Origin of the sequence: Neisseria sp. LACPHL-SPEC-2024-00856 (assembly GCF_047915665.1) — a bacterium.
In the GTDB taxonomy this organism is placed as follows: Bacteria; Pseudomonadota; Gammaproteobacteria; order Burkholderiales; family Neisseriaceae; genus Neisseria; species Neisseria polysaccharea.
In genome coordinates, this window is record NZ_JBLRPR010000008.1 from 13269 (window position 1) to 25766 (window position 12498).

General features: G+C 49.2%; 13 protein-coding genes. 10 read left to right on the forward strand and 3 right to left on the reverse strand.

The genetic code is table 11. The annotated features are described in order from the left end of the window. Positions 1-96 precede the first annotated feature (96 nt). Genes gltX through ACNAU7_RS07795 form a run of 3 tightly spaced genes read left to right on the forward strand, consistent with a single transcriptional unit; the run spans position 97 to position 2402 of the window. A complete protein-coding gene (gene gltX, locus ACNAU7_RS07785; protein ID WP_416301864.1) occupies positions 97-1491 on the forward strand; it encodes a glutamate--tRNA ligase in 1395 nt (464 codons plus the stop codon). Positions 1492-1511: 20 nt separating this feature from the next. Then, entirely contained in the window at positions 1512-1907 is a 396-nt protein-coding gene (locus ACNAU7_RS07790) for a hypothetical protein (RefSeq protein ID WP_002245279.1), read from the forward strand. 3 nt (positions 1908-1910) lie between these two features. Continuing rightward, a complete protein-coding gene (locus ACNAU7_RS07795; RefSeq protein WP_416301865.1) occupies positions 1911-2402 on the forward strand; it encodes a GNAT family N-acetyltransferase in 492 nt (163 codons plus the stop codon). Between the two features lie 122 nt (positions 2403-2524). Here ACNAU7_RS07795 and mutS read toward each other — a convergent pair whose 3' ends face one another. Beyond that, entirely contained in the window at positions 2525-5119 is a 2595-nt protein-coding gene (gene mutS / locus ACNAU7_RS07800) for a DNA mismatch repair protein MutS (RefSeq protein WP_416301866.1), read from the reverse strand. 443 nt (positions 5120-5562) lie between these two features. Here mutS and gap point away from each other — a divergent pair, with 443 nt between their 5' ends. Further along, entirely contained in the window at positions 5563-6567 is a 1005-nt protein-coding gene (gene gap / locus ACNAU7_RS07805; RefSeq protein WP_002236266.1) for a type I glyceraldehyde-3-phosphate dehydrogenase, read from the forward strand. A 115-nt stretch (positions 6568-6682) separates the two neighbouring features. Here the strand turns inward: gap and tsaA are convergent, their stop codons facing one another. Next, positions 6683-7399 (reverse strand): tRNA (N6-threonylcarbamoyladenosine(37)-N6)-methyltransferase TrmO, encoded by a 717-nt coding sequence (tsaA, locus tag ACNAU7_RS07810; protein ID WP_416301867.1) that lies wholly within the window; start codon positions 7397-7399, stop codon positions 6683-6685. Positions 7400-7557: 158 nt separating this feature from the next. On the opposite strand from tsaA, the gene ACNAU7_RS07815 reads away from it, so the two are divergent. The 6 genes from ACNAU7_RS07815 to ACNAU7_RS07840 all read left to right on the forward strand — a co-directional run bounded on the left by ACNAU7_RS07815 (position 7558) and on the right by ACNAU7_RS07840 (position 12095). Next, positions 7558-7848 (forward strand): hypothetical protein, encoded by a 291-nt coding sequence (locus tag ACNAU7_RS07815; protein WP_416301868.1) that lies wholly within the window; start codon positions 7558-7560, stop codon positions 7846-7848. Positions 7849-7860: 12 nt separating this feature from the next. Beyond that, entirely contained in the window at positions 7861-8496 is a 636-nt protein-coding gene (locus tag ACNAU7_RS07820) for a nicotinamidase (protein ID WP_416301869.1), read from the forward strand. 35 nt (positions 8497-8531) lie between these two features. Next, positions 8532-9500, forward strand: a complete 969-nt coding sequence (waaC, locus tag ACNAU7_RS07825) for a lipopolysaccharide heptosyltransferase I (RefSeq protein WP_416301870.1) — start codon at positions 8532-8534, stop codon at positions 9498-9500. A gap of 226 nt (positions 9501-9726) precedes the next feature. Continuing rightward, positions 9727-10476, forward strand: coding sequence for an electron transfer flavoprotein subunit beta/FixA family protein (locus ACNAU7_RS07830; RefSeq protein WP_118997824.1), 750 nt, complete (start codon positions 9727-9729; stop codon positions 10474-10476). 10 nt (positions 10477-10486) lie between these two features. Beyond that, the gene (locus ACNAU7_RS07835) at positions 10487-11422 is read left to right on the forward strand and encodes an electron transfer flavoprotein subunit alpha/FixB family protein (protein WP_416301871.1); all 936 of its coding nucleotides are present in this window, start codon (positions 10487-10489) and stop codon (positions 11420-11422) included. A gap of 61 nt (positions 11423-11483) precedes the next feature. After that, a complete protein-coding gene (locus ACNAU7_RS07840; protein WP_416301872.1) occupies positions 11484-12095 on the forward strand; it encodes an IMPACT family protein in 612 nt (203 codons plus the stop codon). 52 nt (positions 12096-12147) lie between these two features. Here the strand turns inward: ACNAU7_RS07840 and ACNAU7_RS07845 are convergent, their stop codons facing one another. Continuing rightward, positions 12148-12465 carry a DUF4298 domain-containing protein gene (locus tag ACNAU7_RS07845; RefSeq protein WP_416301873.1) on the reverse strand — a complete coding sequence of 106 codons (318 nt, stop codon included), beginning with the start codon at positions 12463-12465 and terminating at the stop codon, positions 12148-12150. Between the last annotated feature and the right edge of the window lie 33 nt (positions 12466-12498).

Below are 12498 nucleotides of genomic sequence, written 5' to 3' on the forward strand. Positions count from 1 at the left end.
TGAAACTTATCCGCAGGCAGGGTTCGGACGGCATTTTTGATGCCCAAGCACGGTAAAACCAGTAAAATAAACGCTTTCAAAGATTTCGGAGCCATCATGACCGTCAAAACCCGTTTCGCCCCCAGCCCCACCGGCTACCTGCATATCGGCGGCGTTCGCACCGCCTTGTTTTCGTGGGCGTTTGCCCGCCATCATAAAGGCGAATTTTTATTGCGCATCGAAGACACCGACTTGGCGCGTTCTACCGCCGAATCCGTCAACATCATCCTCGATGGCATGAAATGGGTCGGTCTCGATTACGACAACGCCGACAACGTGGTGTACCAAACCCGCCGTTTCGACCGTTATAAAGAAGTCATTGCCGAACTCTTGGCAAAAGGCGATGCCTACTACTGCTATTGCAGCAAAGAAGAATTGGAAGCGATGCGCGAGAAAGCCGAAAAAGAAGGCACGGCGACTTACGACCGCCGCTGGCGACCGGAAGCAGGCAAAACCCTGCCCGAAATTCCTGCCGGCGTGCAACCCGTCGTCCGCTTCAAAACGCCTTTGGACGGCGTCACCCAATGGACGGACTTGGTCAAAGGCGAAATTTCCATCCCCAACGAAGCCCTCGACGACCTGATTATTGCCCGCGCCGACGGTACGCCGACCTACAACTTCTGCGTCGTGGTGGACGACTACGACATGGGCGTTACCCACGTTATCCGGGGCGACGACCATGTGAACAACACCCCGAAACAAATCAACATCTTAAAAGCCATCGGCGCTACCCTGCCTGAATACGGTCACCTGCCGATGATTCTTAACGAACAAGGCAAAAAAATCTCCAAACGCAGCGGCGATACCGTTGCCATTACCGATTTCGGCGCGATGGGCATCCTGCCCGAAGCCATGCTCAACTATCTGGCACGTTTGGGCTGGGCGCACGGCGACGACGAGTTTTTTACGATGGAACAATTCATCGAATGGTTTGATTTGAAAGACGTTTCCCCGTCCCCAAGCCGTATGGATTTGAAGAAACTCTACTGGATCAACGGCGAACACATCAAAATCACCACCAACGAAAAACTGGCCGAAATGGTGAAACCGCGCCTCGCCCTGCGCGATATCCATGAAACAAGCAAGCCTGCTTTGGAAGACGTGTTGGCATTGGTCAAAGACCGCGCCCAAGATTTGAACGCCTTGGCAGACGAATGTCTGTATTTCTACAAAAAACAAGTCCCTGCCGAAGCCGATGTTGCCAAACACTGGGACGACGAAGCCGCCGCTCGTATGCTGCGCTTTGCCGAACGCCTCGAAGGGCTGGAAGACTGGAATGCCGAAGCCATCCACGACCTCTTCAAACCCTTCTGCGACGAAGAAGGCATTAAAATGGGCAAACTCGGCATGCCCCTGCGCCTTGCCGTCTGCGGTACGGCGAAAACCCCCAGCGTCGATGCTGTGTTGGCATTAATCGGCAAAGAAGAAGTGTTGAAACGCATCCGCGCTTAAGTTATCCACAGGCGTGGGCGATGCCGTCTGATGTCGGAATGCGGCTTCAGACAGCATTCAAACGGAAGTTGAACATGAAAAAAATATTGTATTTTCTGATGTTTGTTTTTTCTACAAGCGTATGGGCGGGGGATGCGGAAGACAATCTGCTCAGCATCCAATCCGGCTATCGTGCCTTACTGCAAAAACAAAACAATCTGGACGGAAAAATCATCGGGATGCAGTCGGATTTGGAAGATGCGCGCCGGCGTTTGCAGACGGCTCAGGCAGACATCGCCCGTTTGGAAGCGGAAATTCCTGCAGCAATGGCGCAAAAAGCCCGGCAGGCTGAAGAGCTGAGGCAAATCGGAGTGCGTTTGGACCATGCTTGGAATGCGGTTTACGGCGCAGGGGGAACGAAAGCGTCGGGGAATTGACCGATGAATTCCCTCTTTGTAGACAATACTGTTTTCATTACACGGCTGAAAGCCGGGCATATCGGCAGGTTGGTTCAGGCGTTGTTTGAGGAGTGGCACGGATTTGAACCGTGGTCTTCTGTGGATAAGATTCATGCCTATTACGGCAGGTGTTTGAAGGATGACGAACTGCCGCTGGCTTTTGCGGCTGTGGATGATTCCGGAACCCTGTTGGGTTCGGCTACGGTCAAGCGGCATGATATGGAAAGTTTTCCACAGTATGAATATTGGTTGGGTGATGTCTTTGTTTTACCTGAATATCGCGGAAAAGGCATTGGCAGGAGGCTGGTCGCCCACTACATAGGCGCAGCGCGTTCGCTGGGGATAAAGTTCTTGTATCTTTATACGCCTGATGTGCAAATATTTTATGAATCATTCGGCTGGGCGGTTGTCGGGCGACATTTCCATAACGGTGAATGGGTTACGGTTATGCGTTTGGATATGGATAAGGTTTAAGCCGAATGGACAAATGCCGTCTGAGCTGTTCGGACGGCATTTTTATGTTTGGAAACTTCTTGTCAGATAATGTTTATCCACAGATTTTTCCATATGGTTTGATGCTGTTCCGCCAACGGAAATTAAGATACGGATTTGCACAAATCTTTCAGACGGTACAGTTCTGACAATGCTTCGCGCGGGGTCAGGCTGTCGGGATCGAGTTTTTCCAAGGCTGCTGCCAATATACCTTCAAAATGTTTTTCCTCTGCTTTGTCCACAAAGTTGCCCACATTCGGTTCATCTCCTTTTTCAGACGGCATGGTACTGAAAATATCCAGTTGGGGACGGTTTGCGGCGGCTTGGTTTTCCAGTCCGTTCAAATGCTTTTGGGCGGATTTCAATGCGCGTACAGGCAGGCCGGCGAGTTTGGCAACGGCGATGCCGTAGCTTTTGCCGGCGGGACCGGGTTGGATTTGGTGCAGAAACACGATGTCCTGTCCCTGTTCGAGCGCGGAAAGGTGCATATTGAGTGCGGCGGCGTGGGCTTCGGGCAGGTAGGTCAGCTCGAAATAGTGGGTGGCAAACAGGCTGAAGGATTTGTTTTTTTGCAGCAGGTGTTCGGCAACGGCGTGCGCGAGGGCGAGGCCGTCGAAAGTGGAAGTGCCACGTCCGACTTCGTCCATTAAAACAAGGCTTTGTTCGGTGGCGTGATGCAGGATGTAGGCGGTTTCGCTCATTTCGACCATAAAGGTGGAGCGGTTGGAGGCGAGGTCGTCCGATGCGCCGATGCGGGTGAAGATTTGATCGATGGGCCCGATTGTGGCGGCATCGGCAGGCACGAAACAGCCGGTGTGTGCCAATAAAACAATCAGCGCGACTTGGCGCATGTAGGTGGATTTGCCGCCCATATTGGGGCCGGTGAGCAGCATGAGGCGGTGTTTGTGGTCAAGGTTGGTGTGGTTGGCGGTGAAGTGGCGTACCTGCTGTTCGACAACGGGATGGCGGCCGTTTTCGATGTGGATAACCGGATAGTCGGCAAACTCGGGGCGGACGAAGTTCCGCTCTTTTGCCAAGGCTGAAAATGTGGACAACACGTCCAGCGCGGCGGCGGCTTTGGCGGCTTTTTGAAGCTGCGGCAATGCCGTCTGAAGGTTTTTCAATACGCCGTCAAAGAGTTGTTTTTCTAAGGCGAGGGCTTGCTCTTGAGCAGTCAGCACTTTGTCTTCAAAGGCTTTCAACTCCGGCGTGATGAAGCGTTCGGCGTTTTTGAGGGTTTGCCGGCGTTGGTAGTCGGCAGGTGCTTGTTCGGCTTGGGTTTTGGACAATTCAATGTAAAAGCCGTGAACGCGGTTGAACTCGACTTTGAGTGTGGACAAACCGGTACGTTCGCGTTCCTTGGCTTCCAAATCCAGCAAAAATTCGTCGCCATGGTTTTGAATGCGGCGCAATTCGTCCAGTTCGGGATGAAAACCGTGGTTGATGACATTGCCGTCTTTCAGCCAGACGGCAGGTTCGGGCATCACGGCGGCTTTGAGGGTTTCGGCAACTGGCAGGGTTTCGGGGAAAACGGCTTTGAGGGTTTCCAACAGGCTGCTGCCGTTTGTGGACAAGTCGATTTCTGACAGGGCAAACAGGCTGTCGCGCAGGGCGGCGAGGTCGCGCGGGCGGGCGTTGCCGACGGCGATGCGGGCAGCAATGCGTTCAATGTCCGCAATGTTTTTCAGACGGCATTGGAGGGGTTCGTATTGGCTTTCCAGCGCGGCAACGGCTTCTTGGCGGGCGCGGATGTGGGCGCGGTTGCGCAAAGGGTGGTGCAGCCAGAGAGCCAAGAGGCGGCTGCCCATGTGGGTGGTGCAAAGGTCGAGCGTGGACATCAGGGTCGGCGATTTTTTGCCGGAGAGGGTTTGCGTGATTTCGAGATTGCGGCGCGTGGCGGCATCCATACCGATATATTGGCTGTCGGTTTCGAGCGACAGGCCGTCCAAATGTTGCGGCATCAGGTTTTGCGTCAGGCGGATATAGTTCAACAGCGCACCTGCCGCGCCAATCGCAACGGCGTGTTCTTTGCCGTCCAAACCGAAGCCGCGCAAATCCTGGCAGCCGAAATATTCCGTCAGCAGTTTCTCCCCTGCGTCGGCGGCAAACTGCCACGCGTTCAGGCGCGTAACACCCGATGCCGTCTGAAGTTGCAGCGCGTTTTTACTGTCCGGCAACAGAATTTCCGCCGCCTGCAGGCGCGCCAGTTCGTCGTCCAATTTATCCACAGTTGTCAGCTTGGTTTTGAATTCGCCGCTTTGCAGCGATGCCCACGCCAAACCGATGTATTTTTTGTTGAGGGACACGGCAACGATGCGGTTGGTTTCCTTGTCTTCCAGTAATGCGGAATCGGTCAGCGTGCCGGGCGTTAAGATGCGCACGACTTTGCGCTCCACTGGCCCTTTGCCCGTCCCGACTTCGCCGACCTGTTCGCAAATAGCCACACTTTTGCCCAGCTTGACCAGGCGCGCCAGATATTGTTCGGCGGCGTGAAACGGCACGCCTGCCATTTTGACCGGCTTGCCATCCACCTGTCCGCGCGTGGTCAGGGTAATATCCAAAAGTTTTGCCGCTTCTACCGCATCGTCGAAAAACATCTCGTAAAAATCGCCCATGCGGTAAAACACCAGTTTGTCGGTATGTTGCGCTTTGATGCCGAGGTATTGCTGCATCATTGGGGAAACGGCGGATTTGGACATGGGGCTGCCTTATCATTAGGAAAACGGTATTGTAGCAAAAGGTTTTGTCTTCGACGGAATGAGACTGACCGTAAGCCTGTCAATAAGGTTGTGGAGACAAGTAGGAAAACAGCAAAGTTATCCACAGGGATATTATTAAGTCAAAAAACATCCACGTTTATCTGTCCTATACGGCAAGCCTTAAACTCAAACTTATTTGACGAAAAGGTAGTGAAAAGATTGGATATTTGCTACTTATACACAAGCAGATCCGCAATCATCAAAATCATCATTAAAATTTTAAATTCAAATATTGATGGTAAAAGTTTTGGAAATCTGTGCAAACAGCAAAATTTATCTATATCAAATAAGCAGCAAGTAGTTAGATGTAATAGTGGAGTGTAACTTTATTTCAGAATACAATACAGGTATTGAAATTTCGTTTCATAACTTGGAGCATAAACATGAGCATAAAAGTAGCGATTAACGGTTTCGGCCGTATCGGCCGCCTCGCATTGCGTCAAATTGAAAAAGCCCACGGCATCGAAGTTGTCGCCGTTAACGACCTGACCCCTGCCGAAATGCTGCTGCACCTTTTCAAATACGACAGCACACAAGGCCGTTTCCAAGGTACTGCCGAATTAAAAGACGATGCCATCGTAGTAAATGGTAAAGAAATCAAAGTGTTCGCTAATCCGAATCCCGAAGAATTGCCTTGGGGCGAGTTGGGTGTGGATGTCGTCCTTGAATGTACCGGCTTCTTTACCAATAAAACCAAAGCCGAAGCCCACATCCGTGCCGGCGCGCGCAAAGTCGTGATTTCCGCACCTGGCGGCAATGATGTGAAAACCGTCGTATATGGCGTGAACCAAGACATTTTGGACGGCAGCGAAACCGTCATTTCCGCCGCTTCCTGCACCACCAACTGCCTTGCCCCGATGGCGGCAGTCCTGCAAAAAGAGTTCGGCGTAGTCGAAGGTCTGATGACCACCATCCACGCCTACACCGGCGACCAAAACACCCTTGACGCGCCGCACCGCAAAGGCGATTTGCGCCGCGCCCGAGCCGCCGCGCTCAACATCGTGCCCAACAGCACCGGTGCCGCCAAGGCCATCGGTCTGGTTATCCCCGAATTGAACGGCAAACTCGACGGCTCCGCCCAACGCGTCCCTGTTGCCACCGGCTCGCTGACCGAATTGGTTTCCGTCCTCGAACGCCCTGTAACCAAAGAAGAAATCAACGCCGCGATGAAAGCCGCCGCCAGCGAATCTTACGGCTACAACGAAGATCAAATCGTTTCTTCCGACGTTGTCGGCATCGAATACGGCTCGCTCTTCGATGCGACCCAAACCCGCGTGATGACCGTGGGCGGCAAACAATTGGTGAAAACCGTTGCCTGGTACGACAACGAAATGTCCTACACCTGCCAACTCGTCCGCACTTTGGAATACTTTGCAGGCAAAATCTAAGGCTTGAACAAACCTGTGGATAAGTAAATGCCGTCTGAACACATTGCGTTCAGACGGCATTGTTTATCTGTAACTTGATATTGCGGCTTATGGCGAACAAACAACAGCCGTTTGTTCAACTGCTATGCGGCAAAACCGGATTTTTGCCCGATTTAAAGCGGGGTTGGGAAAGATCAATAACGGTTGCGCGGTTTTCCTCGATTTGAAACCTAACTTCGTAATCCGCAATATTCATCACATAAATCCGTTCGGGAATATCCTGATAGGCGGGGCGCGGGTCTTGGGCAATGCTTTGGCTGATTAGGTTTTGGGTGCTTTCAGATAAATTTTCCGCGCCGATGTTTTCCAGCCATACAACTTCAAGCTCTTCGGGTTTGCCGCTGACGAAGCCGGATGATGCATCGGGTTTGGATTCGACAAAGGGGATGTAGGGTTTTATGTCGATAATTGGTGTGCCGTCCAACAGGTCTGCGCCGCTGCAATAGAGGCGGACGGGTTTGCCGGTTTCGATGCGTTCGAGTTTTAAGAGTGACAGTCCGAGGTGATTGGGGCGGTGGGGGCTGCGCGTGGCGAATACGCCCATTTTTTGTTTGCCGCCGAGCCGTGGCGGACGCACCATTTGCGCCCAGCCTTCATCCAATACGCCATGAAAAATAAAACTTATCCACACATAATCGAAGTGTTCCAGTCCGCGCACACTGTCTGCGGTAAATTCGGGATTCAGCTCGATGCATACTTCTGCGGCGGAGACCAAACCGGGCTGGCGGGCGATGCCGAATTTCTGTTTGTAGGGTGAGCGGGCGGTGCCGATGGGGGTAATGGTATAAGTCATAAGATTGTGGATAAGTTTTTCGGGAAAACCTTATCTTATCACAGCCGGTTTTACCGCTTTCGGGCAGTAATTTGTTATAATACAGGGCATTTTAATCGTGTTGAAATAAAGTAGCACAGAATCCTCGTGTCCAAGACGCTCTTAAAAAAGGCATTGGAGTGTTGATAAAAAAAAGAAGCATAACGGTTCGCTATAACGAAGAGGGAATCCCGTATATTACACCCAAGTCAGGTTGTTATCTTTCCTTTCAGATCTCACTTATAGGGGGTGAGATTGAAATTTTGGGTAATAAAATCGGATTACAGCTTCTAGCAAGGAGCATCTTAGGTATAGCTAAAATGGAGGAGGTGGATATGACATATCATATTCACCTAGATGAATTGTACTCCTTAAATAAAGAAGGTAAGAGTTTTGTTATTCGTAAAATAGAGAATGACGATTTTAAGTGAAGAAGTAATGAGATGATTGTTTCCATTGATGTTGATGCACAAAAAACTTTTACGCCTTTGTGTCCTGACGAGCTACCTGTAAACGAGGGGCATTTGATTGTCGAAGAATTGAATGCCCAAGCCGCTTTGGCGGATTTGCGTGTAATGACGAAAGATGCGCATCATATGGCAGCGAAATGGCTTGTGGATAACCCTGTTGATATGTTGAAGCCGACAGGTTTGCCTGATGCGGATTTGACTTGGGTGGCTCATGCGATGGTCGGTACGCGCGGCTATGAATTGTTGGACGGGTTGCCTTCTGCCAAGGAATACGATTATTGCGTTTGGAAAGGCATTGATCCTGAATTGCATCCTTACGGCGCGTGTTTTCACGATATCAAGGAAAAACTGAGTACAGGGTTGATTGAATGGCTTCATTGTCAAAATACGGATACGGTCATTGTCGGCGGCTTGGCTACGGATTATTGTGTTAAAACAACGGTTTTGCAGTTACTTAAAGGCGGTAATTGGCAGGTTATCGTCAATGAAGCGGCTTGTCGGGGCATTGCGCCGGATACCATCGAAACGGCATGGCAGGAAATGCGTTCTGCCGGTGCAATCATCTTAAAAAACGCTGAAGAAATTAAAAAATATATTAATAATCAATAATTTATAATTGTTTCACGTGAACCCCCTTACTGAATATGAAAATTTTGCTTGTCCGCTTGTCTAGTATGGGCGATTTAATTCACACTTTGCCCGCAATTGAAGATTTAGCGCGACAATGCCCTGATGTGGAACTCCATTGGTTGTGTGAAGCCGGATTTGCGGATATTGCGCGCCTACATCCGTTTGTGAAAAAAATCCATGTGATGAAATGGCGGCAATGGCGCAAACATCTTTTTCAAGCAGAAACTTGGCGAGAAATAGGTCGTCTGAAACAGACTTTGCGGCAGGAAGCATTTGATTTCGTATTAGACAGTCAAGGACTGATTAAAAGCGTGTGTTTCGCTAAAATGGCAAAATCCCCTATTTATGGTTTGGATAAAAACAGCGCGCGTGAGGGATTGGCTGCGTTGGCGTATGCGAAAACATACGCTGTACCGAAAGGTGAAAATGCTGTTTGGCGCAACCGTGAGCTGTTTGCCCAAGTGTTTGGGTATGTAATGCCTGAAACGCAGGTATTTGGTTTGACTGTTCCTGAAGCAGGTCGTCTGAAAAATTTAGAGCAGCCGTATTATGCGGTTTTGCACGCGACCAGTCGGGATAGTAAGTTATGGCCTGTGGAAAACTGGCGGGCGTTGCTGCAAAAACTGAATCAAAAACAACAATGCAATGTTTATTTGCCTTGGGGAAACGAGGCTGAAAAAGCGCGTGCGGAACAGATTGCAGACGGGCTGCCGTTTGCCATAGTGTGCGCTAAAATAAATTTATTACAGGCGGCGTACCTGTTGAAACACGCGGTCGGAATAGTTGGTGTGGATACCGGTTTGCTGCATTTGGCGAACGCCTTGGAAAAACCTGTGGTCGGGATTTATACCGATACCGATCCGATTAAAACAGGCGTTCAAGTTTCAGTTGTTGCAAAAAATTTGGGTAATATTGGGCAGATTCCGACCGCAGATTTGGTTTATCAAACGTTGATGGATTGTGTTGCAGCAGACAAAGGCTAAAGGGTTGTCTGAAACTGATATAGCACCTGATATTTTTCAGTTTGTTAAGCATAAGAATGTATATCTACCAGCCTGAGTAAATGCTTTAAAAATGGTATAATCGGCAAGCATTATCTGAAAGATTTCTGAATGAATTCGTTTTTAAGAAAAAACGGATTTGATTTTATAGGGAAGAAGGTTTGGCTTCGCTGAATAGTGAAAGCAACGTTCTTTTTGGGAGAATTCAATGAAAGCACTGGTCGCGGTAAAGCGCGTAGTAGACTACAACGTCAAAGTTCGTGTAAAAGCCGATGGTTCGGATGTAGATATCGGTAATGTCAAAATGTCGATGAATCCGTTTGACGAAATTGCTGTGGAAGAAGCTGTTCGACTAAAAGAAGCCGGAAAAGTAAGCGAAATCGTAGCGGTTTCTTTGGGTGAGAAAAAATGCGAAGAAACCTTGCGTACCGCTTTGGCTATGGGTGCCGACCGTGCAATTCATGTTGAAACCGATGTAAAATTGGAGCCGCTGGCAGTTGCCAAGCTGCTGAAAGCTGTTGCGGACAAAGAAAATCCGCAAATTTTCTTTTTGGGTAAACAAGCGATTGATGACGATGCCAATCAAGTGGCGCAAATGCTGGCAGCTTTGCTGAATGCGGCGCAAGGTACGTTTGCTTCAAAAGTACAAATTGAAGGTGATGAAGTACAGATTGTGCGCGAAATTGATGGCGGCGAAGAAACCATAGCATTGAAATTGCCCGCTGTTATCAGTGCAGATTTGCGTTTGAACGAGCCGCGCTTCGTCAAACTCCCCAATATTATGGCGGCGAAGAAAAAACCTTTGGAAAAACTGGCTCCTGCCGATTTGGTTGCCGACATTTCACCTCGTCTGAAAACGGTGAAATTCGCCGAGCCTAAAGCGCGTCAGGCAGGCGTAAAAGTAGCAAGCGTTGCCGAATTAGTTGAAAAATTGAAAAACGAAGCCAAAGTGATTTGAGGAGACTGAAATGAGCGTATTGATTATTGCCGAACACGACAACAAACAGTTGAATCCTGCCACTTTGCATGCTGTTACCGCTGCCGCAAAACTAGGCAAAGTCGATTTATTGGTTGCCGGAAACGGCGCATCGTCCGTCGTGGAGTTCGCGAAGCAAGTAGCGGGAGTGGAAAAAGTTTTGGTTGCAGATGCTGCCCATTATGCTGAAGGTTTGGCTGAAGAGTTGGCTCCGCTGGTTGTCAAATTGGCGGCGGATTACCGCTATGTTGCAGCAACGGCAACCACATTCGGTAAAAACCTTTTGCCCCGCGTAGCCGCCTTATTAGACGTACCGCAAATTTCTGATTTGACCGAGATTGTAGATAACACGACTTTTGTACGTCCGATTTATGCAGGTAATGCATTTGAAACCGTGCAAGCCAATGCGGAAAAATTGGTGCTGACCTTCCGTGCGACGGCTTTTGACGCAGCGGCGGTGCAAGGTGGTAATGCTGAGGTAATTAATATTGAAACAACCCCTGCCCCAAACCTGAGTCGTTTTGTTAACCGTCAGCTTTCCCATTCCGATCGTCCCGAACTGACTCAGGCAAAAGTGATTGTTTCCGGTGGTCGTGCGTTGGGTAGTGCGGAAAAATTTAATGAAGTGCTGACACCGTTGGCGGATGTTTTAGGTGCGGCAATCGGTGCATCCCGTGCGGCAGTTGATGCCGAATATGCGCCAAACGATGCTCAAGTCGGACAAACCGGTAAAGTGGTTGCGCCGCAACTCTATTTTGCAATCGGTATTTCAGGTGCGATTCAACACGTTGCTGGTATGCAGGACAGTAAGGTGATTGTCGCAATCAACAAAGATGCCGATGCGCCGATTTTCAATGTAGCCGATTACGGATTGGTTGGCGATTTATTTGAAATTGTTCCACAATTAACAGAAGTATTGAAAAAATGATGTTTCACGTGAAACTTTCAGACGACCTTGTATTAATGAGGTCGTCTGAAAACATTTCAGCATGATTACGACTTATAAAACCATTACTTCCCCGACACAGGCTGAGTTTAAAGATAAAGGCAGCCGTTTTATTGCATTTGCCTATCCGATTCGGACATTGGCTGATGTGAAAAAATACCTCGATCCGTTAAAGGAAGAACATCATAAAGCACGACACTGGTGTTATGCCTATCGTTTGGGCGTGGATGGTATGCAATTTCGTGCCAACGATGATGGAGAGCCATCAGGAAGTGCTGGACGACCAATTTTGGGACAGATTGATTCGGTGGGCATCACCGATGTTTTGGTCGTGGTCGTCCGCTATTTCGGTGGTGCTTTATTGGGCGTTCCTGGTCTGATACATGCGTATAAAGAGGCAACGGCTCAGGCGTTAGAGATCGCAGAAGTGGTTGAAAAGAATATTGAAAAAACCGTTTGGCTGAAATGTGAATATCCGTTTTTGAATGAAGCGATACGCATTGCCAAACAATATCAGGCGGATATATTGGAGCAGGATTTACAGTTGGATTGCCGATTGACGGTAAGTTTGTCGTTGGCAAATTATGAGGCCTGTGTTTCGGCTTGGAAGAATACTCGGCAGATTGAAGTAAATATGGAAAAGCCTTTTGAATGAAAGGTCGTCTGAAAATCCACATCTTAGGGTTTTCAGACGACCTCTTCGCTGATTAATCTTCTTGCGTATATCTGTCCAAGGCATCGACGCTGGAGCGCAAATGTAGCCAAGCCAATTGATGGAATTCGCCCAGCGCGTTCCATAACGCATCTTCACTCATAATGCTGTATTCGCCTTCCGTACGCAAATCCAGTTCTGCCCCGTCTTCAATAGCCTGATGACACTCCTGATATTCGTGGGTATAGAAATTGTCCATATCGCGAATCAAAGCGACGGCATGTTTCCAACGCTGGATGTCTTCTTTCAATTGCGGTAGTAAATGACACCATCCGCGGTATTTGCTTTGGATTTCATCAATACGTTTTTGCATGATTGCTTGTCCTTTTTTAATTTTGTGGATAAG